A 20,213-nucleotide genomic window follows, 5' to 3' on the forward strand; every position below is an offset into this window, starting at 1 on the left:
GATGATGACCAAGGCTCCCGCACCACCCTCGACGGCGCACCTTGCGCTGCCCTTCTTCGACGACGCGCACCGCACGCTGGCCGACGGCCTGCTGCCCTGGGCCGACGCGCAGCAGGTCGACGAGCACGACGACCGCGCGGCCTGCCGCGACTGGGTACAGCGGCTAGGCGCCGGCGGCTGGCTGCGCTATTGCGTGCCGGGCAGCTCCGGCGGCGCGCTGGAGCGGCTCGATTCGCGCGCCCTGGTACTGCTGCGCGAGACGCTCGCCTACCACTCGCCGCTCGCCGACTTCGCCTTCGCGATGCAGGGCCTGGGCAGCGGCGCGATCACGCTCGCGGGCACACCGCAGCAGCACGCCGATTACCTGACCGCCGTTGCCAAGGGCGGCAAGATCGCGGCCTTCGCGCTCAGCGAGCCCGAGGCCGGCTCCGACGTGGGGGCGATGGCGATGCGCGCCGAGGCGACCACCGACGGCTGGAAGCTGAGCGGCGAGAAGACCTGGATCAGCAACGGCGGCATCGCCGACTTCTACTGCGTGTTCGCGAAGACCGACCCGGCGGGCGGCACGCGTGGCATCACCGCCTTCATCGTCGACGCGACGACGCCCGGCCTCGACACCTCCGCGCACATCGACGTGATGGCGCCCCACCCGCTGGCCACGCTGCGCTTCGAGAACTGTGTCGTGCCGCGTGCTACGCAACTGGGCGAGCTCAACGGCGGCTTCAAGCTCGCGATGCGCACGCTCGACATCTTCCGCGCCTCGGTGGCCGGTGCGGCGCTCGGCATGGGCCGGCGAGCGCTGGCGGAAGCGATCACCCATTCGAAGAAGCGCCGAATGTTCGGCCAGACGCTGGCGGACTTCCAGCTCACGCAGGCCAAGCTCGGCGAGATGGCCGCGCTGATCGACAGCGCCGCTCTGCTCACCTACCGCGCCGCATGGATGCGCGACGACGCCGAGCGGCGCGGCGCACCGGCGGTGGGCGACGTGTCGGCCGCCGCCGCGATGGCCAAGATGTGCGCGACCGAGAACGCGAGCCGCGTGATCGACATGGCGCTGCAGATGCATGGCGGCCTCGGCGTGAAGGTTGGCACGAAGGTTGAAAGCCTCTACCGCGACATCCGCTCGCTGCGCATCTACGAAGGCGCGACGGAAGTCCAACAACTGATCATCGGCAAATCCGTTCTACGGGGATAAACACCGTGTCTGCCCAAGTCGACCGCTTCGTTCACGACCGCTTGCCGCCCGCGGCACAGCTGCCCGTCTTTCGCTACGACCTGCCCGAGCTGCAGCTGCCCGACCAGCTCAACCTGGTCGAGGAGCTGCTCGACAAGGCCGCAGCGAAGGGTTTCGGCGACAAGCCGATGCTGCGCTCGCCGCAGGGCACGCTGACCTATGCGCAGGCGGCCGTCGAGGTCAATCGCATCGCGCAGGTGCTGGTGGAAGATCTCAAGCTGGTGCCGGGCAACCGGGTGCTGCTGCGCGGCGGCAATTCGGTGGCGATGGCGCTGGCATGGCTGGCGGTGGTGAAGGCCGGGCTGATCGCGGTGGCCACGATGCCGCTGCTGCGCGCGAAGGAGCTGGGCGACATCATCGAGAAATCACAGCCCGTGGCCGCGCTGTGCGATGGTCGGCTGCTCGATGAGTTGCTGCTGGCGCAGCAGGCGCATCCGGTGCTTGCCACGGTGGTTGCATTCAACAAGCCCGATGCGGAAGATTCGCTTTCGGCACGCGCGGCGAAGAAGAACGGTGTGTTCGAGGCATGCCCCACGGCATCCGATGACATCGCGCTGCTGGCTTTCACCTCGGGCACCACGGGCAAGCCGAAAGCGCCCGTCACCACGCACCGCGATGTGCTCGCGATGTGCGAGACCTGGCCGCGCCACGTGCTGCGCGCGCGCAGCGACGACATCGTGGTGGGCTCGCCGCCGCTGGCCTTCACCTTCGGGCTCGGCGGACTGCTGGTGTTTCCGATGTGGGCCGGCGCCTCCGTCTACTTCCCCGATGCGCCATTCACGCCCGAGGGGCTGGTGAAGCTCATCAACGAGGTCGGCGCAACCATCTGCTACACGGCACCCACGTTCTACCGGCAGATGGCGCCGTTCGTGAAGCAGCACGGCATGCCCAGCCTGCGCATCAGCGTGAGCGCGGGCGAGGCCCTGCCCGATGCCACACGGCAGCTGTGGAAGGAAGCTTCCGGCATCGAGATGCTGGATGGCATCGGCGGAACCGAGGTGTTCCACATCTACATCTCTGCCGCGGGCAACGACGTGCGCCGCGGGGCAGTTGGCAAGGCAGTGCCCGGTTTCACCGCGAAGGTGGTGGATGGCGAAGGCAACGAGGTGCCCCATGGCACGGTCGGCAAGCTTGCGCTGCAGGGGCCGGTGGGCTGCCGCTACCTCGACGATCCGCGCCAGACGGACTACGTGAAGAACGGCTGGAACTATCCGGGAGATTCGTTCGTGCAGGACGACGACGGCTACTTCTTCTACCAGGCACGCGCGGACGACATGATCATCACGGCCGGCTACAACGTCGGCGGGCCGGAAGTGGAGGATGCGCTGCTCAAGCATCCTGCCGTGGCCGAGTGCGGCGTGATCGGCAAGCCCGATGCCGAGCGAGGCATGATCGTGAAGGCGTTCTGCGTTCTCAAGCCCGGCAACGAGGGCAACGCAACCCTTGTGAAGGCGCTGCAGGACCACGTGAAGGCGACCATCGCGCCATTCAAATACCCAAGGGAGATCGAGTTCGTGCCGGCGCTGCCGCGCACGGAAACCGGCAAGCTCCAACGATTCAAACTGAGACAACTCAACACGACATCATGATCAACAAACTCCTGCAACCCGAAGGCTGGCTGCCTCCCAAGGGCTATGCGAACGGCGTCGCCGCTCGCGGAACGATGCTGTTCGTCGGTGGCCAGATCGGCTGGAATGCGCAGCAGCAATTCGAGTCGGACGACTTCATCGACCAGTGCGGCCTGGCGCTGCGCAACATCGTCGAGGTGCTGCGCGCAGGTGGTGCGGGCCCCGAGCACATGGTGCGCATGACCTGGTATGTGACGGACCGTGACGAATACAGCCGCCGCCTCAGCGAGCTCGGGCCTGTCTATCGCGAAGCGATGGGACGCAACTTCCCGGCCATGACCTGTGTGCAGGTGGCGGCGCTTGTGGAGCACCGGGCGAAGGTGGAGATCGAAGTGACGGCGGTCATCCCGGACTGATCTCTTGCGCCGACCGAAATAAAAATGTCCTCATTGCGAGGGCATTTCTTTTTGTCATTCACCGGCAATTGATAAACAAAGACCGGCAAAGAAAAAGGCCCTTTGATTTCTCAAAGGGCCTTTTCAATTTGGTTGCGCGAGCAAGATTTGAACTTGCGACCTTTGGGTTATGAGCCCAACGAGCTACCAGGCTGCTCCATCGCGCGGCAGACTTAGATTATAGCTTATTCAGCGGCGTTTTGCTCGGCTGCGTCTTCTTTAATTTCAGGACGGTCAACCAGTTCGACAAGCGCCATCGGGGCATTGTCACCCACGCGGAAGCCCATCTTCAGGATGCGGGTGTAGCCGCCCGGACGCGTTGCGAAACGCGGGCCGAGGTCACCGAAGAGCTTCACGACGGCATCGCGGTTGCGCAGGCGGTCGAAGGCCAGGCGCTTGTTGGCGACGGTGGGCTTCTTGGCGAGCGTGATCATCGGCTCGATGACGCGGCGCAGTTCCTTGGCCTTGGGGACCGTGGTCTTGATGACTTCGTGCTCGATGAGCGAATTCATCATGTTCTGCAGCATCGCGAGGCGGTGCGAGCTGGTGCGGTTGAGTTTGCGGAGTCCGTGTCCGTGACGCATGGTGCTTTCCTTTACTTTATAAAAACAGGCAGCCGTGTCAGGTACTGCCTGGTGCACTGGCCCTTTTCAGGGGGCCTCTTTCAAAAAATTCAAATGATCAACGCTTGTCGAGGCCGGCCGGCGGCCAGCTTTCGAGCTTCATGCCCAAGGTCAGGCCGCGCGAGGCAAGCACTTCCTTGATTTCGTTGAGCGACTTGCGACCCAGGTTCGGGGTCTTGAGCAGCTCGTTCTCGGTGCGCTGGATCAGGTCACCGATGTAGTAGATGTTTTCGGCCTTCAGGCAGTTGGCCGAACGCACCGTCAGTTCGAGTTCGTCGACAGGGCGCAGCAGGATCGGATCGAACTGCTGTGCGCTGCGCGGAGCCGGAGCGTCGAACGCAGCGAGTTCGCCGCCTTCGAGCTGCGCGAACACGGCGAGCTGCTCGACCAGGATTTTAGCCGATGCGCGCACTGCGTCTTCGGCGGTGATCGCACCGTTGGTCTCGATTTCGACCAGCAGCTTGTCCAGGTCGGTACGCTGCTCCACGCGGGCGCTTTCGACCGTATAGCTCACGCGCTTGACGGGCGAGAACGAAGCGTCGAGGACGATGCGGCCGATCGACTTGGTCGGCTCGTCCGCGTAGCGGCGCATCGTGCCGGGCACGTAGCCGCGGCCCTTCTCGACCTTGATCTGCATGTCGAGCTTGCCGCCTTGCGACAGGTGGGCGATCACGTGGTCGGGATTGATGATCTCGACGTCGTGCGGGGTCTGGATGTCGGACGCCAGCACCGGGCCTTCGCCGTCCTTGCGCAGGCTCAGCGTGACTTCGTCGCGGTTGTGGAGCTTGAACACCACGCCCTTGAGGTTCAGCAGGATGTTGACGACATCTTCCTGCACGCCGTCGATCGACGAGTACTCATGCAGAACGCCAGCGATCGTGACTTCGGTGGCCGAGTAGCCCACCATGGACGACAGCAGAACGCGACGCAGCGCGTTGCCGAGCGTGTGGCCATAGCCGCGCTCGAAAGGCTCGAGCGTCACCTTGGCCTTGTTGGCGGCAAGTTGCTCGACCTGGATGGTCTTGGGTTTCAGCAGGGTGGTTTGCATGCAGACTTCCTCTCAATACCCCCGGCTCGTTACACCGGTAAGGCTGGTGAAGCACCTGAGCCGCGACGGAGCGCGGAACAGGAACGTGAACAACAAAAACAATCTCCCGCCGGCGCGTGGAAGCGCAGGCGGGTAGAAAAAATCAACGCGAATACAGTTCGACGATCAGCGATTCGTTGATGTCGGCTGCGAATTCGTCGCGATCGGGCACCTTCTTGAACGTGCCTTCGGCCTTGTCGGCATTCACGTCGACCCATGCCGGGATACCGACTTGCTGGGCGAGTTGCAGCGCTTCGACAACGCGGGTCTGCTTTTTCGACTTCTCGCGCACGGCGATCACGTCGCCGGTCTTGACCAGGTACGACGGGATATTGACCGACTGACCGTTCACCGTGATCGCCTTGTGCGACACGAGCTGGCGCGCTTCGGCGCGGGTCGAGCCGAAGCCCATGCGGTAGACGACGTTGTCCAGACGCGATTCGAGAATGAACAGCAGGTTGGCACCGGTGTTGCCACGGCGGCGATCGGCTTCTTCGAAGTAGCGGCGGAACTGCTTCTCGAGCACGCCGTACATGCGCTTGACCTTCTGCTTCTCGCGCAGCTGCAGGCCGTAGTCGGAGGTACGCTGACCCGAGGTGCGGCCGTGCTGGCCGGGCTTGGAGTCGAACTTGGCCTTGTCCTGGATCGAACGACGAGCGCTCTTCAGGAACAGGTCGGTGCCTTCACGGCGGGAAAGTTTGGCCTTGGGGCCGAGGTAACGTGCCACGATTTTTCCTTTGTGTCATCTACCGCAGTTGCCTGCGGGAGCCATCAGCGGAATGCCGATGGCGGTGGGCTTAGTAAAAAAACAAACGCGCAGCCGCTATTCAAAGCCGGCTGCGCCTTGCGGACTGGCGATCAGATGCGGCGACGCTTCTGGGGACGGCAGCCGTTGTGCGGAACGGGCGTCACGTCGGCGATCGAGTTGATCCGGATGCCGAGCGCAGCCAGTGCGCGCACCGACGATTCGCGACCGGGGCCGGGGCCCTTGATCTCGACGTCGAGGTTCTTGATGCCTTGTTCGACAGCAGCACGGCCGGCCACTTCGGAAGCGACCTGCGCAGCGAACGGCGTCGACTTGCGCGAGCCCTTGAAGCCCTGGCCACCCGACGAAGCCCACGACAGGGCGTTGCCCTGGCGGTCGGTGATCGTGATGATGGTGTTGTTGAACGAAGCGTGCACGTGAGCGATACCGTCCGCGACGTTCTTGCGAACCTTCTTGCGAACGCGCTGTGCGGCGTTGTTTGCAGGTGCTTTAGCCATGCTGTTCTATCCTTATTTCTTCAGGGACTGCGCAGCCTTGCGCGGACCCTTGCGGGTGCGGGCGTTGGTGCGCGTGCGCTGGCCGCGCATCGGCAGGCCGCGACGGTGACGGAAGCCGCGGTAGCAGCCGATGTCCATCAGGCGCTTGATGTTCATCGTCGTCTCGCGACGCAGGTCGCCTTCGATCGTGAACAGGGCGATCTGGTCGCGGATCTTCTCGAGATCGGCGTCGGTCAGATCCTTGATCTTCTTCGAATACTCGATGCCGCTCGCTTCGCAGATCTGGCGGGCGCGGGTGCGACCGATGCCGAAGATGGCGGTCAGGCCGATTTCAGCGTGCTTGTGCGGCGGGATGTTGATGCCAGCAATACGTGCCATGTGCGTCCTCTAATACTCTTCAATCAACCCTGGCGCTGCTTGTGGCGCGGGTCGGTGCAGATCACGCGCACCACACCCTTGCGGCGGATGACCTTGCAATTACGGCAGATGGTTTTGACCGAAGCCGAAACTCTCATTTCACTCTCCTAAAACTGTTTAACGTGGCGGTCTACCGCCCGGACTCAATACTGAAACACAGCCCTACGATGTCTTGAAGTTCGCCTTCTTCAGCAGCGATTCGTACTGCTGGGACATCATGTAGTTTTGCACCTGGGCCATGAAGTCCATCGTGACGACCACGATGATCAGCAGGGAGGTACCACCGAAGTAGAACGGCACGTTGTACTTCAGGATCAGGAACTCCGGCAGCAGGCAGACGAAGGTGATGTACACCGCGCCAGCCAGCGTCAGTCGAACCAGGATCTTGTCGATGTAGCGAGCGGTCTGGTCACCCGGGCGGATACCCGGGATGAATGCACCACTCTTCTTCAGGTTGTCGGCCGTTTCCTTGCTGTTGAACACGAGTGCCGTGTAGAAGAAGCAGAAGAAAACGATCGCAGCGGCGTACAGCAGCACGTAGATCGGCTCGCCGGGACGCAGCGCGCTGGCGACGTCCTTGATCCAGCGGAAACCGCCGTCACCGGTGCTGAACCAGCCGACCACAGTCGCCGGCAGCAGGATGATCGACGAGGCGAAGATCGGCGGGATCACGCCAGCCATGTTCAGCTTCAGCGGCAGGTGCGACGACTGGCCGCCATACACCTTGTTGCCGACTTGGCGCCGCGCATAGTTCACGAGGATCTTGCGCTGGCCGCGTTCCACGAACACCACAAAGTAGGTGACCAGCACCACCACGGCGACGATGAAGAGCGCGACGATCACGTTCATGGCGCCGGTACGCACCAGTTCCAGCAGGCCGCCGATGGCATTGGGCAGGCCGGCCGCGATACCCGCGAAGATCAGGATCGAGATGCCGTTGCCCAGGCCGCGTTCGGTGATCTGCTCGCCGAGCCACATCAGGAACATGGAACCTGCCGTCAGGCTCACCATGGCGGTGATGCGGAAGCCGAAGCCGGGCGAGATCACCAGGCCTGCCGACGACTCGAGAGCCACCGCGATGCTGAACGACTGGAACAGGGCCAGACCCAGCGCGCCGTAGCGCGTGTACTGCGTGATCTTGCGGCGGCCGGCCTCGCCTTCCTTCTTCAATTGCTCGAAGGTCGGAAGCACGTAGGTCATCAGCTGCATGATGATCGACGCCGAGATGTACGGCATGATCCCCAACGCGAACACGGTGAAGCGCGACAGCGCACCGCCCGAGAACATGTTGAACAGGCTCAGAATGCCGCCCTGCTGGCCCTGGAACAGCGCAGCCAGCTGGTCCGGGTTGATACCCGGCACAGGAATGTGCGCGCCAATCCGGTAGACCACGAGCGCGAGCAGCAAAAAGACGAGCCGACGACGGAGGTCGCCGAACTTGCCTGTTTTTGCGATCGTTGCCGCGTTAGTTGCCACGAAGAACTTCTTTCAGTCCGATGGTGATCAGGCGATGCTGCCGCCGGCCGCTTCGATCGCAGCCTTGGCGCCAGCCGTTGCGCCCACGCCCGTCAGCTTGACGGCCTTGGTGAGCTCACCGGTCTTCACGACCTTGACGACCTTGGCGAGCTGGCCCACGAGGCCGGCTTGCTTCAGCGCCAGGATGTCCACTTCGGCCAGGCCGAGCTGCTCGAGAGCGGTCAGCGTGACTTCGGCGTTGAACTTCAGCAGGTGCGACTTGAAGCCACGCTTCGGCAGGCGACGCTGCAGCGGCATTTGACCGCCTTCGAAGCCGACCTTGTGGAAACCGCCTGCGCGCGACTTCTGGCCCTTGTGGCCGCGACCCGAGGTCTTGCCCAGGCCGGAACCGATACCGCGGCCGACACGGCGCTTGGCGTGCTTGGCGCCATCCGCCGGCTTGATGCCATTGAGTTCCATATCAGTCTCTCTTACAGGACTTTGACCAGATAACTGATCTTGTTGATCATGCCGCGCACCGCGGGCGTGTCTTGCAGCTCGCTCACGCTGTTGAGCTTGCGCAGGCCGAGGCCGCGCACGGTCGCGCGATGCGATTCCTTGGTGCCGATCGGGCTCTTGACCAGTTGCACCTTGAGGGTCTGTTGTTGCGTCATTTGAATGCTTCCTTGAGGCTTGCGACGGCCTGCGCTCAGGCGAAGATTTCTTCGACGGTCAGGCCGCGCTTGGCAGCCACTTCGCTGGCGGTCGTCGAGTTCTTCAACCCGTCGAGCGTGGCGCGAACCATGTTGTAGGGGTTCGACGAACCATGGCTCTTGGCCACGATGTCGGTGATACCCATCACTTCGAACACGGCGCGCATCGGGCCGCCGGCGATGATGCCGGTACCCTTGGGAGCCGGGTACATCACGACCGTCGAAGCGCCGTGGTGGCCTTGCACCTGGTGGTGCAGCGTGCCGTTCTTGATCGAAACCTTCAGCAGGTTGCGACGCGCTTCTTCCATTGCCTTCTGCACTGCAGCGGGCACTTCCTTCGACTTGCCCTTGCCCATGCCGACGCGGCCATCGCCGTCACCGACCACGGTGAGTGCTGCGAAACCGAGGATACGACCACCCTTCACCACCTTGGTGACGCGGTTGATCGCGATCATCTTCTCGCGCAAACCGTCCTCAGGGCCTTCGTTCTGAGCTCTTGCCTGAATCTTTGCCATTTTGAATCTCGTGTCCGGTTAGAACTGCAGGCCGGCTTCGCGGGCGGCTTCGGCCAGCGCCTTGACGCGGCCGTGGTAGGCGAAACCTGCGCGGTCGAAAGCGACCTTCTCGATGCCGGCTGCCTTCGCCTTTTCAGCGATGCGCTTGCCGACGGCGGTGGCGGCGGCAGCGTTGCCGCCCTTGCCCGAACCGCCGAGCGAGGTACGCACTTCGGCTTCTGCCGTCGATGCGGTTGCAATCACCTTGGCGCCGTCGCCGGAGATGACGGTGGCGTAGATGTGCAGGTTGGTGCGATTCACCGTCAGACGGGCCACGCCCTGCGTCGCGATGCGGATGCGGGTCTGGCGCGAGCGGCGGAGACGCTGTGCTTTTTTGGTCAACATCATTTTGCTGCCCCTTACTTCTTCTTGGTCTCTTTGATCACGATCTTCTCGTCCGCATAGCGGATGCCCTTGCCCTTGTAGGGCTCTGGCGGACGAACGGCACGGATCTCAGCGGCCACCTGGCCGACGCGCTGGCGGTCTGCGCCCTTGACCACGACTTCGGTCGGGGTGGGCGTCGCCACCGTGATGCCTTGCGGCATGTCGATGTTGACGGGGTGCGAGTAGCCGACCTGGAGGTTCAGCTTGGCGCCCTGGGCGGCGGCCTTGTAGCCCACGCCGATCAGGCTGAGCTTCTTCTCGAAGCCCTTGGTCACACCGACCACCATGTTGTTCACGAGCTGGCGAACCGTGCCGCTCATCGCGTTGGCTTCACGCGAATCGTTGGCGGGCTCGAAGCTCAGCTTGCCGTCCTTGCTGACGACGTTGACCAGCGCGTTGCGCGCGAGGTTGAGCGTGCCGCCCGTACCCTTGACGCTGATCTGGTCTTCCTTGATCGACACATCCACGCCTGCGGGGATGGCGACCGGCGATTTTCCTACTCGGGACATTTCAGTTACTCCTCGATGTCTCGGTTAGGCGACGTAGCACAGGACTTCGCCGCCGACACCGGAGGCGCGAGCCTTGCGGTCGGTCATCACGCCCTTGGGGGTCGTGACGATGGCGACGCCGAGGCCGTTCTGGACTTGCGGAATGGAAGCGCTGGCCTTGTAGACACGCAGGCCAGGGCGGCTCACACGCTCGATGCGCTCGATGACCGGACGGCCAGCGTAGTACTTCAGCGAGATTTCCAGTTCACTCTTGCCGGCTTCGGTCTTGACCTGGAAGCCGTCGATGTAGCCCTCGTCCTTCAGGACTTGTGCGATCGCGATCTTCACCTTGGAAGACGGGACCGACACGGTGGGCTTCGCCACCATCTGCGCGTTGCGGATACGCGTCAGCAGGTCGGCAATGGGATCACTCATGCTCATGTTGTTTGCTCCTGCCTGGCTTACCAGCTGGCCTTGGTGACACCGGGGATGTCGCCGTTGAAAGCCAGTTCGCGGATCTTGGCGCGGGCCAGACCGAATTGACGGAAGGTGCCACGGGGACGACCGGTGATTTCGCAACGGTTGCGCTGGCGCGTGGGGTTCGCGTTGCGCGGCAGCTTCTGCAGCGCCAGGCGAGCAGCGGCGCGCTCTTCCTCGGTCTTCTTCAGGTCGTTGGAAGCCGCCTTCAGTTCGGCGTGCTTCGCTGCGAACTTGGCAACCAGCTTGTCGCGCTTGAGTTCGCGCTGGATCAAAGATGCTTTAGCCACAGGCCACCTCAGTTCTTGAACGGGAAACGGAAGCCGGCGAGAAGAGCCTTGGCTTCTTCGTCGGTCTTGGCCGTCGTCGTGATGCTGATATTGAGACCGCGCAGGGCATCGACCTTGTCGTACTCGATCTCGGGGAAAATGATCTGTTCCTTGACGCCGATGTTGTAGTTGCCACGGCCGTCGAAAGCACGGCCGGAGATACCACGGAAGTCGCGAACGCGCGGCAGCGCGATGGTCACGAAGCGATCCAGGAATTCGTACATGTGCACGCCACGCAGCGTGACCATGCAGCCGATCGGCTGGTTTTCGCGGATCTTGAAGCCGGCGATGGCCTTCTTCGACTTGGTGACCACGGGCTTCTGGCCGGCGATCTTGGTCAGGTCGGCGACGGCGTTGTCGAGGACCTTCTTGTCGGCGACTGCTTCACCCACGCCCATGTTCAGGGTGATCTTGGTGAGGCGCGGAACCTGCATCGGCGACGTGTAGCCGAACTTTTCCGTCAGGTCTTTCGCGATCTTTTCGCGATAGTGTTGTTGGAGACGTGCCATGTGAGTACCTCTTAGGCGAACTTGATTTCTTCGCCGCTCGACTTGAACACGCGAACAGCCACGCGCTTGCCGTCAGCATCCTGGGTGACCTTGACGCCCACGCGATCGGCCTTGCCAGTCGCGGCGTTGAAGATCGCCACGTTGGACTGGTGAATCGGCATGGCCTTCTCGACGATGCCACCGGTCGTACCCTTCAGGGGGTTCGGCTTGGTGTGCTTCTTGACGAGGTTGATGCCTTCGACGACCACATGCGAGTCGTCCTTGCGCAGCGAGACGGTGCCCCGCTTGCCCTTGTCGCGGCCGGCCAACACGATGACCTGGTCGCCCTTGCGAATCTTGTTCATGGCGTTGTGTCCTTAGAGAACTTCGGGGGCCAGCGACACGATCTTCATGAACTTCTCGGTGCGCAGTTCGCGCGTGACCGGTCCGAAGATGCGGGTGCCGATGGGCTCCAGCTTGGCGTTGAGCAACACTGCTGCGTTGCCGTCGAACTTGACGAGCGAACCGTCAGCGCGACGGATGCCCTTGGCGGTGCGGACCACCACTGCGCTGTAGATCTCGCCCTTCTTGACGCGACCACGCGGAGCGGCCTCCTTGATGCTGACCTTGATGACGTCGCCCACGCTGGCATAACGCCGCTTGGAGCCACCGAGCACCTTGATACACAGGACGGATTTCGCGCCCGTGTTGTCGGCCACTTCGAGCCGGGATTCAGTTTGGATCATTTCTTGATATTCCCAACTTGTACCGATGTGCATCCAGGAGGGAGGCAAATCAGTCAGTCTTGGGCCCGTCGTCCATGCCCCGAACCACTCGGGACACTTTCGCTTTGGGCTGAAAGCTTCGCCTTTTGAAAGCGAAGCCCGCGATTGTTGCACGCGAGAAACCGGAAGTCAACAACCCTGCTTGCCGTCGAGCACTGCCACTAGACTCCGGGGCGTGCAAGCGCCCGAAAACCCCGTTCTTTCGACCTCGTCAATACAGCGCCGGCGCCTGCTGGCCGCCGGGGTCGGCTTCGCGGGGCTGGCACTGGCCGGTTGCAAAGGTGGCGCGACACCGAACCCGGACCCCGGCCGGCTGCGCCTCGTCGCCGAAGCGCGTTGGCCGCACCGCCTTCATATAGAAGGAACCACGGCCGGAGGCCTCTCGGGTATCGACTACGACCCAATCCGAGGTGAGTACCTGCTCATCAGCGACGACCGATCGGATCTCGCCCCCGTGCGCTACTACACCGCCCGTTGGCCCTCCCCGCAGGCCGCGCCGCCGGAGTCGACCGGCGTGGTGCAGCTGCAACGCCCGGGCGGCGGTCCCTGGCCCAGCCGCCGCAACGCGGTCGACGGCCTGCCTGTGCCCGATCCTGAAGCCCTTCGGCTGCGCCCCGCCACCAACACCCTGCTGTGGACCAGCGAGGGGGACGTCGCACGTGGCTTCGGCCCGGGCTTGTACGAATCGGCCCGCGACGGCCGTTTCCTGCGCGAATTCCGAATGCCGGCGATGTTCCAGCCCGATCCGGCAAAGCGCCGCGGCCCGCGCGACAACCTGACCTTCGAGGGCGTCAGCCTCACGCCCGACGGCCGCTTCGCCTGGCTGGCGATGGAAAACGCCCTGATCCAGGACGGCCCCGAACCCGCCGTGGGCGCCGCCGGCGGTCCCTGCCGCTTCACGCGGATCGACCTGGAGACCGGCCAGCCCGACCGCCAGATCGCCTACGTTCCCGACGCCATCCCGCTGCGCCCGCTCGTTCCCGGAAGCTACGCCGACAACGGCGTGAGCGAGATCCTGATGCTCGACGCCGACCGCATGCTGGTGCTGGAGCGCGCCTACGCCACCGGCCGCGGCAATTCGCTGCGCCTGTATGAAATAGACACCCGCGCCGCCAGCGATGTGCTTGCGGTCGATGCGCTGGCGCCCGGCAACCACCGGCCGGCGGCGAAGACCCTGGTGGCCGACTTCGCCGCGCTGGGCCTCTCCCGGCTCGACAACACCGAAGGCATGTGCTGGGGCCCGCCGCTGCCCGGCGGCAGGCGCATGCTGGTGGTCGTGAGCGACGACAATTTCAATCCGCTTCAAATCACCCAGTTCGCCGCCTTCGAATACGCCGACCGACCATGACCATCGCCGTGACCTTCCTGCCCCGCACCGGCCCTGCGCCGCTGCCTCCCGTCGCCTTCATCGGGGGCGGCAACATGGCCAGCGCCATCATCGGCGGCCTGATCCAGCAAGGCACCCCGGCGGATGCCTTCGAGGTGGTCGAGCCCTTCGAGGAGGCCCGGAAGAAGCTGGCCCAGTCCTTCGGCATCGTCGCCAGGGCCGAGGCGAGCGAGGCGCTGTCGCGCTGCGGCGTGGTGGTGTGGGCGGTCAAGCCCCAGACCTTCGCCGAAGCCGCCAGGCCGGTGCGCGCCTTCGCCGCCGATGTCCTGCACCTGAGCGTGGCCGCGGGCATTCCGTCCGACAGCATCGCCCGCTGGCTCGGCACCGAGCGCGTGGTGCGCGCCATGCCCAACACGCCCGCGCTGGTGGGCAAGGGCATGACCGGCCTGTATGCCCGCCCCGGCGTCGAAGGCACCGACCGCTCGATGGTCGGCCAGTTGCTGGCGCCTACCGGCGAACTGCTCTGGGTGGACACCGAACCGGCCCTCGATGCAGTCACCGCCATGTCCGGCTCCGGCCCGGCCTACGTGTTCTATTTCATCGAGGCAATGACCGAGGCCGGCGTCGAGATGGGCCTCTCGCCCGAGCAGGCCCAGCGGCTGGCCATCGGCACCTTCACCGGCGCCTCGGCGCTGGCGCACAGCGCGACCGAGCCGCCGTCGGTGCTGCGCGAGCGCGTGACCTCCAAGGGCGGCACCACCTACGCGGCCATCACCTCGCTGCAGGCGGCGGACGTGAAGTCGCAGTTCAAGACCGCGATCCGCGCGGCACAGAAGCGCGCTGCCGAACTGGGCGAAGAATTCGGCCGCGACTGAACAACTCGTTGGATAGAGCCACGAAGCCCGCCGGGCAGCGTGGCGTGCTCAACGCAGCGCGTAGCCGGCCACGACACCGGCGAACACGGTGAAGCCCAGCCAGTGGTTCAGCCGGAATGCCTTGAAGCAGCCTTCGCGCGTGCGGTCGTGGATCAGCCGCCAGTGCCACAGAGCCTGCGCCGCAGCCACGGCGATGCCCACATAAAACAGCACGCCCAGCGAACGGCTGGCGCCTGCCCAGGTCCAGACCGCGAGGAAGATCGCGTAGCTCGCCATTACCGCCGCGACATCGAAGCGGCCGAAGGTGATGGCCGATGTCTTCATGCCGATCTTCAGGTCGTCGTCGCGGTCGACCATCGCATATTCGGTGTCGTAGGCCAGCACCCAGAACAGGTTGCCCGCGAGCAGCACTGCCGCAAAGAGCGGCACGGTCGACTGCACCGCCGCGAACGCCATCGGAATGCCGAAGCTGAAGGCGATGCCCAGCACCGCCTGCGGCACCGAGACGAAGCGCTTGGCGAAGGGATAAACCAGCGTGATGGCCAGCGCCGCGAACGACCACAGTACCGTCGTGCGGTTGGTCGTGAGCACCAGCCCGAAGGACACCAGCGCCAGCACCACGCCCAGCCCCAGCGCCTCCTTGACCGACAGCTCGCCGCTGGTGACGGGCCGCTGCGCCGTGCGCTTCACGTGACGGTCGAAGTCGCGATCGGCCACGTCGTTCACGCAGCAGCCGGCGCTGCGCATGAGGAAGGTGCCGAGCGTGAACACGATGAGCAAGTGCCAGCCCGGCCAGCCGCCCGCCGCGAACCACAGCGCGCCCAGCGTGGGCCACAGCAGCAGCAGCCAGCCCGCCGGGCGGTTCCAGCGGATCAGGTCGAGATACAACGCAAAACGCCCGCGGCGAGCCGCGGGCGCGATGACGGGGGGAGCGGAATCAGTCTTCAAGGAGGGAACGCAGCATCCAGGCCGTCTGATCGTGCACCGTGCAGCGCGCGGTCAGCATGTCGGCCGTCGGGTCGTCGCCGGCTTCTTCGGCGACAGGAATGAATTCGCGCGCGATGCGCGACACGGTCTCGTGGCCCTTCACCAGGATGCGCACCATCTCCATCGCCTTGGGCGGGTTCTGCGGCACGTCGGGCACGGTGGCGATCTTGCTGAACTCGGCGTACGAGCCAGGGGCGTAGTGGCCCAGTGCGCGGATCCGCTCGGCGATCACATCGGTCGCGCCCCACAGCTCGGTGTACTGCTGCATGAACATGGCGTGCAGCGAGTTGAAGTGCGGGCCCGTCACGTTCCAGTGGAAGTTGTGCGTGGTGAGGTACAGCGTGTAGGTGTCGGCCAGCACGCGACTCAGGCCTTCGGCGATGGCGGCGCGGTCCTGGCGCTCGATGCCGATGTTGATGATGGGCGCATTGCGGCTGCCCGACTCCTGCGCGACCTGCTTGCCGCCCTTCTTGGGCACCTTGCCGGCGGAAGCTGCTGACGATGGTTTCTTGGAGTCTTTGGCCATGGCGGGAGATCCTTTTCTTCAGTCGATTTCTTGGAGGGGGTGTTCGCTTCGATTCTGGAAGCCGGCACGCGGCTTCGCAACAGTGCCACTCTATCTCAGCGATCAACGATTCAAAACAGCCCTCGCGTAGGCCAAGTTCTCGACATTCGATCCGCTACGAAAGGCGCTTCACGCCCGGCAGCTCGCACGCATAGATCGCGTTGCGCAGCGCGGCGATGGCCTCGTAGCGCGTGAAGGTGCGCCGCCATGCGAGCACCACGCGGCGCGTGGGCGGGTCGCGGTCCTGCGCGTCGCGCACCGGCAGGTAGCGCACCATCTGCTCGGCCTCCTTGCGGCCCTTGACCTTGGGCTTGAGCGCATCGGCCGGCACCGACAGGCGCGGCACCAGCGTCACGCCCATGCCCGAGGCCACCATGTGCTTGATGGTCTCGAGCGACGAGCCCTCGAAGCTCTTGCGGATGCCCTCGGCGTTGCTCGAGAAGCGCGCGAACTCCGGGCACACCTCCAGCACGTGGTCGCGGAAGCAATGGCCGGTGCCCAGCAGCAGCATGGTCTCGCTCTGCAGTTCTTCGGACGTGATGGATTCGCGGTCGGCGAACTTGTGCTTGTTGGGCAGCGCCGCCATGAAGGGCTCGTCGTACAGCGGCGCCATCGCGAGGCCGGTGTCGGGAAAGGGCTCGGCCATGATGGCGCAGTCGATCTCGCCGGCGCGCAGCATCTCCAGCAGCTTGGCGGTGAAGTTCTCCTGCAGCACCAGCGGCATCTGCGGCGTGCGCGCGATCACCTGGCGCACGAGGTCGGGCAGCAGGTACGGGCCGATGGTGTAGATCACGCCCAGGTTCAGCGGGCCGGCCAGCGGGTCCTTGCCGCGCTTGGCGATCTCCTTGATGCTGGCTGCCTGGTCGAGCACGCTCTGGGCCTGCTGCACGATCTGCTCGCCTAGCGGCGTGACGGTCACTTCGCCGGCACTGCGCTCAAAGAGCTTGACCTCGAGTTCGTCCTCGAGCTTCTTGATCGCAACCGAGAGGGTCGGCTGTGAAACGTAGCAGGCCTCGGCCGCCTTGCCGAAGTGCCTTTCGCGGGCCACTGCGACGATGTATTTGAGTTCGGTGAGAGTCATAGCTTGCGTCAATTATGCGCAAGGGTGTGTGACGAGGATGGCCTGGGGTCTTCAGGACCACGGCCATCCCCCGTTCAAGGCCCCGCCGCCTGCGCCGCGGGCATCCCGCGCGGCCCGGCCCGCAGGCGCCGGCCCCGCGCGATTCCCGGCTTCTCGACCAGCCGGTAGCTGACCACCGAGGCCGCCACCAGCAGCAGCGCGCAGGCGGTGCCCACCAGCCAGTACTGCATCGCCCCGGCCATCGCGAACTCTCTCACCGGCCGCAGGCCGAACACCAGCGTCAGCACCAGCCCCTGCAGCAGGTAGATGCTGTAGCTCGCCGTGCTCATGCGCCGGGCCGCGCGCGTGGCCAGCAGGCCGAAGAGGGTGCTGCCGGTGCACACCAGGTGGAAGAACACCCAGAGCAGCAGCACCTGCACTGGACCGACCATGTGCTCGAAGCCCAGGAAGACGCCTCCAAGGCAGGCCAGCGCGAGCAGTGAAGCCGATCGCTGCGGCAGCTTCGGCCCGCCGCGCCGAACCAGCCAGGCCGACAGCATGCCCATGAGAAACGATGCCAGCACCCAGGCCAGTGCCCCGATCACCAGCGCGAGCGTAGGCCGCGAGGGCGTGGCGCCCGGCGACAGCGCCGCGAAGCACAGCAAGGGCAGGCACAGCAGCAGCATGAGACCGAGCACGAACCGGGGTGTGCGATCGCCCCGTGCGAGCGGCGCCATCGGCCGCAGCGCCCCGTAGAACAGCCACTCCACGAAGACCGTCCACGTCACGCCAGCGAGGATCAGCGTCGTGCCGGCATAGCCGTTGATGTCCGGCTGCAGCGGCCAGATGCCGAGGGCCAGCCACTGCAGCACTGCGCCGAGCAGGGACCACACCGGCTCCCTGAGCTCGAAGCCGGTGCGCCATGCGACCGCAAGAAACATCAAGCCCACCGCCAGCAGATAAGTCGGGCCGATGCGCCAGAGCCGGCCGGCATACAGGCCGCGCCAGTCCGGCCGCCCCTTCGCGTCGAGCAGCTTTCCCCAGAACAGGAAGCCGGTGATCATGAAGAAGACGCCCACGCCCGCCTGCCCCCAGCAGCGTGTGGAAGCCCGAGGGCGGAAAAGTCCACTCGCCATGCTCGATGTAGCCATGGGTCACCATCAGGTGATGCACGAACACGCTCAGCGCGAGAAAGCCGCGCAGCCCGTCGAGCGTGGCGGTGCGGTGGTCGCGTGAACTGTGCCGCGGCTCGTCGGCCGCGCGGAACACCGGGAGCGCCATCGCGCCGAGCACCACCAGCACGAGCACGAAGTACGGCCAGGCAGAGAAGACGCTCATCGCCGGCTCGGCCCGCCCCGCTGCCGCGGCTTTTCCCGCCTCCCTTCGGCCGAGCCGGCGCGTTCCTTCCGCTCGCCGGAGGCGGCGCTCACATCACCGGCCGCGGACGAGCGCAGGCGCGCCGCATACGCCCATGCGGCGCCGCGCCGGTGCAGGGCGAACACCCTCATGCGCCGGCAGCATCGAGATCCTTCGCCGCAAGGGAGCGCGGGCGCATGTCCGTCCAGTTCGCCTCGATGTAGGCGCCGCAGGCGGCCCTGTCGGTGGCGGGCAGCGCCACCTTCCAGCCGGCGGGCACGTCGATGAAGGCGGGCCACAGCGAGTGCTGGCCTTCGTCGTTCACCAGCACCTGGAAGGTGCCGTTCTTGTCATCAAACGGGTTGCTCATCGTCGGTTTCCTTGCGGGGTTCGTCTTCAGTCAGGCCATTTCCACGGATTCGGCAGCAGCGGCCTCGCGCAGCGCCCCGAGCGCGGCCGATATCCCGGTGAGCGCGTGATGCCGCGCGAAGTCGTCGCGCAGCACGCCCGCGCGCTGGCGGTAGGCGGGGTCGTTCAGCAGCCTGCGCACCGCGTCGCCGATCTGGCGCGCGGTGGGCTGTCCGTTGCCCAGGTTGATGCCTGCCCCCGACCACGCCACGCGCGCGGCGATCTCGGGCTTCTCCTCGGTGGCGCCAGCCACCACCAGCGGCACGCCGAGGCTCAGCGCATGATTGACCGAGCCGTAGCCGCCGTTGGTGACCATCGCGTGCACCTTGGGCAGCAGCCGGTCGTAGGGCAGGAAGGGCAGCACGCGCGCATTCGCCGGCACCGCCATGTTCAGTGCTTCGGGCTGCGGGCCGCCGGTGGTCGCGATGACCTGGATGTCGCCAGCGCCGGCCAGCCCCTGCAGGGTCGGCCCGATCAGCTGCGCCGGGTTCTGGTTGGCCAGCGTGCCCTGCGTCACCAGCACCACCGCGCGGCCGTCGTCCAGCTCGTGCCACCAGTCGGGTTCCACGAAGTCGCGGCTGGCCGGCGCCAGCAGCGGGCCGACGAAGCGCACCGAGGCCGGCAGGTCGCTGCGCGGGTACTCGAAGGATTCGGAAGTGAGCTGCAGGTAGACGTCCGGCAGCTTCACCATCGCGTCGATGAAGAACTCGGGCAGGGCCGGCAGGCCCGCGCAGGTCAGCAGCGCGTCGAAGTAGCGCTGCACCTCGCCGAACATCGCCTGCTTGAGGTTGGCGTTCATCGCGCGGTTGCGCACCCGCCCTTCCGGCGTGGACGACGGCGGCAGCGCGGTGCCGAAGAAGGCGGTGTCGCAGCTAGACAGCGGCAGCGCCGAGATGCCGATGGCCACGATGGCCGGGCGCTGCTCGCGCGGCCCCAGCAGCAGCGGGAAGGTGCCGCAGAACATGGTATCGACCACGATCGCGTCGGCCGCGAAGTCGCGCAGGATGGCCTCCAGCCCGGCCCGCTGCGCCGCCATGGCGTCGGCGAAGAAGTGCTTGAGCCCGAAGCACAGCTGCGCATGCGCCGACGGCAGCCGCTGGCGCTGCGGAAAGCGCTGGTCGAGTTCGTGGTGATCGAAGTCGATGGAGGCGTCGAAGGGCGTGAAGCCCGCGCCGGTGGCCTCGGCCTGCGCGCGGAAGCGGCTCGCCGTGTGCACCCGCACCTCGTGCCCGAGGCCCACCAGATGCTGCGCGATGGCGAGCATCGGCAGCACGTGTCCCGGCAGCGCGGTCGCCGCGATGAGGTAGCGCGCCAT

At 65.3% G+C, this 20,213-nt stretch carries 29 protein-coding genes and 1 tRNA gene; 6 read left to right on the forward strand and 24 right to left on the reverse strand.

What is annotated here, in order from left to right; all coding sequences use genetic code 11:
• The first annotated feature begins 1 nt into the window (after position 1).
• The 3 genes from ABL838_RS29890 to ABL838_RS29900 are packed head-to-tail and all read left to right on the forward strand — an operon-like array spanning position 2 to position 3,218.
• Positions 2 to 1,195 (forward strand): acyl-CoA dehydrogenase family protein, encoded by a 1,194-nt coding sequence (locus ABL838_RS29890; protein ID WP_418123251.1) that lies wholly within the window; start codon positions 2 to 4, stop codon positions 1,193 to 1,195.
• A gap of 5 nt (positions 1,196 to 1,200) precedes the next feature.
• Positions 1,201 to 2,823 (forward strand): AMP-binding protein, encoded by a 1,623-nt coding sequence (locus ABL838_RS29895; RefSeq protein ID WP_418123252.1) that lies wholly within the window; start codon positions 1,201 to 1,203, stop codon positions 2,821 to 2,823.
• Positions 2,820 to 3,218: a RidA family protein gene (locus tag ABL838_RS29900; protein WP_184639544.1), complete on the forward strand. Its 399-nt coding sequence runs from the start codon at positions 2,820 to 2,822 to the stop codon at positions 3,216 to 3,218. The genes ABL838_RS29895 and ABL838_RS29900 overlap by 4 nt, the downstream gene beginning before the upstream one ends.
• 129 nt (positions 3,219 to 3,347) lie before the next feature.
• Here the strand turns inward: ABL838_RS29900 and ABL838_RS29905 are convergent.
• The 18 genes from ABL838_RS29905 to rplN all read right to left on the reverse strand — a co-directional run bounded on the left by ABL838_RS29905 (position 3,348) and on the right by rplN (position 12,281).
• Positions 3,348 to 3,424: transfer RNA gene (locus ABL838_RS29905), tRNA-Met, on the reverse strand.
• 18 nt (positions 3,425 to 3,442) lie between these two features.
• Entirely contained in the window at positions 3,443 to 3,841 is a 399-nt protein-coding gene (gene rplQ / locus ABL838_RS29910; RefSeq protein ID WP_126021204.1) for a 50S ribosomal protein L17, read from the reverse strand.
• A 97-nt stretch (positions 3,842 to 3,938) separates the two neighbouring features.
• The gene (locus ABL838_RS29915; RefSeq protein WP_009124827.1) at positions 3,939 to 4,928 is read right to left on the reverse strand and encodes a DNA-directed RNA polymerase subunit alpha; all 990 of its coding nucleotides are present in this window, start codon (positions 4,926 to 4,928) and stop codon (positions 3,939 to 3,941) included.
• Positions 4,929 to 5,070: 142 nt separating this feature from the next.
• On the reverse strand, positions 5,071 to 5,694 hold the full coding sequence (gene rpsD, locus ABL838_RS29920) for a 30S ribosomal protein S4 (RefSeq protein ID WP_126021203.1): 624 nt from the start codon (positions 5,692 to 5,694) through the stop codon (positions 5,071 to 5,073).
• 131 nt (positions 5,695 to 5,825) lie between these two features.
• Positions 5,826 to 6,230: a 30S ribosomal protein S11 gene (gene rpsK, locus ABL838_RS29925; RefSeq protein ID WP_009124825.1), complete on the reverse strand. Its 405-nt coding sequence runs from the start codon at positions 6,228 to 6,230 to the stop codon at positions 5,826 to 5,828.
• A 12-nt stretch (positions 6,231 to 6,242) separates the two neighbouring features.
• Positions 6,243 to 6,608: a 30S ribosomal protein S13 gene (gene rpsM, locus ABL838_RS29930; protein ID WP_013544105.1), complete on the reverse strand. Its 366-nt coding sequence runs from the start codon at positions 6,606 to 6,608 to the stop codon at positions 6,243 to 6,245.
• A gap of 23 nt (positions 6,609 to 6,631) precedes the next feature.
• The gene (gene rpmJ / locus ABL838_RS29935) at positions 6,632 to 6,745 is read right to left on the reverse strand and encodes a 50S ribosomal protein L36 (RefSeq protein ID WP_013544106.1); all 114 of its coding nucleotides are present in this window, start codon (positions 6,743 to 6,745) and stop codon (positions 6,632 to 6,634) included.
• A gap of 64 nt (positions 6,746 to 6,809) precedes the next feature.
• Positions 6,810 to 8,123: a preprotein translocase subunit SecY gene (secY, locus tag ABL838_RS29940; RefSeq protein WP_019653976.1), complete on the reverse strand. Its 1,314-nt coding sequence runs from the start codon at positions 8,121 to 8,123 to the stop codon at positions 6,810 to 6,812.
• 27 nt (positions 8,124 to 8,150) lie between these two features.
• Positions 8,151 to 8,582, reverse strand: a complete 432-nt coding sequence (gene rplO, locus ABL838_RS29945; protein WP_019653975.1) for a 50S ribosomal protein L15 — start codon at positions 8,580 to 8,582, stop codon at positions 8,151 to 8,153.
• Between the two features lie 11 nt (positions 8,583 to 8,593).
• Positions 8,594 to 8,776, reverse strand: a complete 183-nt coding sequence (rpmD, locus tag ABL838_RS29950; RefSeq protein ID WP_019653974.1) for a 50S ribosomal protein L30 — start codon at positions 8,774 to 8,776, stop codon at positions 8,594 to 8,596.
• Between the two features lie 35 nt (positions 8,777 to 8,811).
• Positions 8,812 to 9,330 carry a 30S ribosomal protein S5 gene (rpsE, locus tag ABL838_RS29955; RefSeq protein WP_125950502.1) on the reverse strand — a complete coding sequence of 173 codons (519 nt, stop codon included), beginning with the start codon at positions 9,328 to 9,330 and terminating at the stop codon, positions 8,812 to 8,814.
• 18 nt (positions 9,331 to 9,348) lie between these two features.
• Positions 9,349 to 9,714, reverse strand: coding sequence for a 50S ribosomal protein L18 (gene rplR / locus ABL838_RS29960; protein WP_026346312.1), 366 nt, complete (start codon positions 9,712 to 9,714; stop codon positions 9,349 to 9,351).
• A 14-nt stretch (positions 9,715 to 9,728) separates the two neighbouring features.
• Complete coding sequence (gene rplF, locus ABL838_RS29965) at positions 9,729 to 10,262, reverse strand: 50S ribosomal protein L6 (protein WP_369660446.1); 534 nt, start codon at positions 10,260 to 10,262, stop codon at positions 9,729 to 9,731.
• A gap of 24 nt (positions 10,263 to 10,286) precedes the next feature.
• The gene (gene rpsH / locus ABL838_RS29970; RefSeq protein WP_081267428.1) at positions 10,287 to 10,682 is read right to left on the reverse strand and encodes a 30S ribosomal protein S8; all 396 of its coding nucleotides are present in this window, start codon (positions 10,680 to 10,682) and stop codon (positions 10,287 to 10,289) included.
• Between the two features lie 20 nt (positions 10,683 to 10,702).
• Entirely contained in the window at positions 10,703 to 11,008 is a 306-nt protein-coding gene (rpsN, locus tag ABL838_RS29975) for a 30S ribosomal protein S14 (RefSeq protein ID WP_019653969.1), read from the reverse strand.
• Between the two features lie 8 nt (positions 11,009 to 11,016).
• Positions 11,017 to 11,556, reverse strand: coding sequence for a 50S ribosomal protein L5 (gene rplE, locus ABL838_RS29980; RefSeq protein ID WP_093196100.1), 540 nt, complete (start codon positions 11,554 to 11,556; stop codon positions 11,017 to 11,019).
• Between the two features lie 11 nt (positions 11,557 to 11,567).
• The gene (rplX, locus tag ABL838_RS29985; RefSeq protein ID WP_019653967.1) at positions 11,568 to 11,900 is read right to left on the reverse strand and encodes a 50S ribosomal protein L24; all 333 of its coding nucleotides are present in this window, start codon (positions 11,898 to 11,900) and stop codon (positions 11,568 to 11,570) included.
• Positions 11,901 to 11,912: 12 nt separating this feature from the next.
• Positions 11,913 to 12,281, reverse strand: coding sequence for a 50S ribosomal protein L14 (gene rplN / locus ABL838_RS29990; protein ID WP_009124801.1), 369 nt, complete (start codon positions 12,279 to 12,281; stop codon positions 11,913 to 11,915).
• 214 nt (positions 12,282 to 12,495) lie between these two features.
• Between rplN and ABL838_RS29995 the strand changes: the two genes are divergently transcribed.
• Both ABL838_RS29995 and proC read left to right on the forward strand, forming a co-directional pair.
• Entirely contained in the window at positions 12,496 to 13,668 is a 1,173-nt protein-coding gene (locus ABL838_RS29995; RefSeq protein ID WP_418123253.1) for an esterase-like activity of phytase family protein, read from the forward strand.
• Positions 13,665 to 14,522 carry a pyrroline-5-carboxylate reductase gene (proC, locus tag ABL838_RS30000; protein WP_418123254.1) on the forward strand — a complete coding sequence of 286 codons (858 nt, stop codon included), beginning with the start codon at positions 13,665 to 13,667 and terminating at the stop codon, positions 14,520 to 14,522. Before ABL838_RS29995 ends, proC begins: the two co-directional genes overlap by 4 nt.
• Before the next feature lie 48 nt (positions 14,523 to 14,570).
• On the opposite strand, the gene ubiA is transcribed toward proC, so the two are convergent.
• The 4 genes from ubiA to ABL838_RS30020 form a co-directional block, all read right to left on the reverse strand.
• Complete coding sequence (gene ubiA / locus ABL838_RS30005; protein WP_418118387.1) at positions 14,571 to 15,470, reverse strand: 4-hydroxybenzoate octaprenyltransferase; 900 nt, start codon at positions 15,468 to 15,470, stop codon at positions 14,571 to 14,573.
• Positions 15,460 to 16,035: a Dps family protein gene (locus ABL838_RS30010; protein WP_126021199.1), complete on the reverse strand. Its 576-nt coding sequence runs from the start codon at positions 16,033 to 16,035 to the stop codon at positions 15,460 to 15,462. The genes ubiA and ABL838_RS30010 overlap by 11 nt, the downstream gene beginning before the upstream one ends.
• Positions 16,036 to 16,189: 154 nt before the next feature.
• Positions 16,190 to 17,155, reverse strand: a complete 966-nt coding sequence (locus ABL838_RS30015) for a LysR substrate-binding domain-containing protein (protein ID WP_126021198.1) — start codon at positions 17,153 to 17,155, stop codon at positions 16,190 to 16,192.
• 74 nt (positions 17,156 to 17,229) lie between these two features.
• A complete protein-coding gene (locus tag ABL838_RS30020; RefSeq protein ID WP_418123256.1) occupies positions 17,230 to 18,198 on the reverse strand; it encodes an acyltransferase family protein in 969 nt (322 codons plus the stop codon).
• On the opposite strand from ABL838_RS30020, the gene ABL838_RS30025 reads away from it, so the two are divergent.
• On the forward strand, positions 18,197 to 18,370 hold the full coding sequence (locus ABL838_RS30025) for a hypothetical protein (protein WP_418123257.1): 174 nt from the start codon (positions 18,197 to 18,199) through the stop codon (positions 18,368 to 18,370). The two genes, ABL838_RS30020 and ABL838_RS30025, sit on opposite strands and share 2 nt — an antisense overlap.
• Before the next feature lie 268 nt (positions 18,371 to 18,638).
• On the opposite strand, the gene ABL838_RS30030 is transcribed toward ABL838_RS30025, so the two are convergent.
• Both ABL838_RS30030 and ABL838_RS30035 read right to left on the reverse strand, forming a co-directional pair.
• Complete coding sequence (locus tag ABL838_RS30030) at positions 18,639 to 18,860, reverse strand: MbtH family protein (protein WP_126021196.1); 222 nt, start codon at positions 18,858 to 18,860, stop codon at positions 18,639 to 18,641.
• A 30-nt stretch (positions 18,861 to 18,890) separates the two neighbouring features.
• On the reverse strand, positions 18,891 to 20,213 hold the full coding sequence (locus tag ABL838_RS30035) for a glycosyltransferase (protein WP_369660442.1): 1,323 nt from the start codon (positions 20,211 to 20,213) through the stop codon (positions 18,891 to 18,893).

The sequence above is a fragment of the Variovorax sp. 160MFSha2.1 genome, from assembly GCF_048305075.1.
GTDB lineage: Bacteria > Pseudomonadota > Gammaproteobacteria > Burkholderiales > Burkholderiaceae_C > Variovorax > Variovorax guangxiensis.

Coding starts and splice junctions, on each gene's coding strand:
- rplF (WP_369660446.1), bottom strand. CDS start 10,262: ATGTCCCGAGTAGGAAAATCGCCGGTCGCCATCCCCGCAGGCGTGGAT.
- ABL838_RS30035 (WP_369660442.1), bottom strand. CDS start 20,213: ATGGCGCGCTACCTCATCGCGGCGACCGCGCTGCCGGGACACGTGCTG.
- rplE (WP_093196100.1), bottom strand. CDS start 11,556: ATGGCACGTCTCCAACAACACTATCGCGAAAAGATCGCGAAAGACCTG.
- rplX (WP_019653967.1), bottom strand. CDS start 11,900: ATGAACAAGATTCGCAAGGGCGACCAGGTCATCGTGTTGGCCGGCCGC.
- rplR (WP_026346312.1), bottom strand. CDS start 9,714: ATGTTGACCAAAAAAGCACAGCGTCTCCGCCGCTCGCGCCAGACCCGC.
- rpsM (WP_013544105.1), bottom strand. CDS start 6,608: ATGGCACGTATTGCTGGCATCAACATCCCGCCGCACAAGCACGCTGAA.
- ABL838_RS30025 (WP_418123257.1), top strand. CDS start 18,197: ATGAAGAAGACGCCCACGCCCGCCTGCCCCCAGCAGCGTGTGGAAGCC.
- ABL838_RS30020 (WP_418123256.1), bottom strand. CDS start 18,198: ATGATCACCGGCTTCCTGTTCTGGGGAAAGCTGCTCGACGCGAAGGGG.
- ABL838_RS30010 (WP_126021199.1), bottom strand. CDS start 16,035: ATGGCCAAAGACTCCAAGAAACCATCGTCAGCAGCTTCCGCCGGCAAG.
- ABL838_RS29900 (WP_184639544.1), top strand. CDS start 2,820: ATGATCAACAAACTCCTGCAACCCGAAGGCTGGCTGCCTCCCAAGGGC.
- ABL838_RS29890 (WP_418123251.1), top strand. CDS start 2: ATGATGACCAAGGCTCCCGCACCACCCTCGACGGCGCACCTTGCGCTG.
- ABL838_RS30015 (WP_126021198.1), bottom strand. CDS start 17,155: ATGACTCTCACCGAACTCAAATACATCGTCGCAGTGGCCCGCGAAAGG.
- rpsE (WP_125950502.1), bottom strand. CDS start 9,330: ATGGCAAAGATTCAGGCAAGAGCTCAGAACGAAGGCCCTGAGGACGGT.
- proC (WP_418123254.1), top strand. CDS start 13,665: ATGACCATCGCCGTGACCTTCCTGCCCCGCACCGGCCCTGCGCCGCTG.
- rpmD (WP_019653974.1), bottom strand. CDS start 8,776: ATGACGCAACAACAGACCCTCAAGGTGCAACTGGTCAAGAGCCCGATC.
- rpsK (WP_009124825.1), bottom strand. CDS start 6,230: ATGGCTAAAGCACCTGCAAACAACGCCGCACAGCGCGTTCGCAAGAAG.
- rpmJ (WP_013544106.1), bottom strand. CDS start 6,745: ATGAGAGTTTCGGCTTCGGTCAAAACCATCTGCCGTAATTGCAAGGTC.
- ABL838_RS29915 (WP_009124827.1), bottom strand. CDS start 4,928: ATGCAAACCACCCTGCTGAAACCCAAGACCATCCAGGTCGAGCAACTT.
- rplN (WP_009124801.1), bottom strand. CDS start 12,281: ATGATCCAAACTGAATCCCGGCTCGAAGTGGCCGACAACACGGGCGCG.
- rplQ (WP_126021204.1), bottom strand. CDS start 3,841: ATGCGTCACGGACACGGACTCCGCAAACTCAACCGCACCAGCTCGCAC.
- rplO (WP_019653975.1), bottom strand. CDS start 8,582: ATGGAACTCAATGGCATCAAGCCGGCGGATGGCGCCAAGCACGCCAAG.
- rpsH (WP_081267428.1), bottom strand. CDS start 10,682: ATGAGCATGAGTGATCCCATTGCCGACCTGCTGACGCGTATCCGCAAC.
- ABL838_RS30030 (WP_126021196.1), bottom strand. CDS start 18,860: ATGAGCAACCCGTTTGATGACAAGAACGGCACCTTCCAGGTGCTGGTG.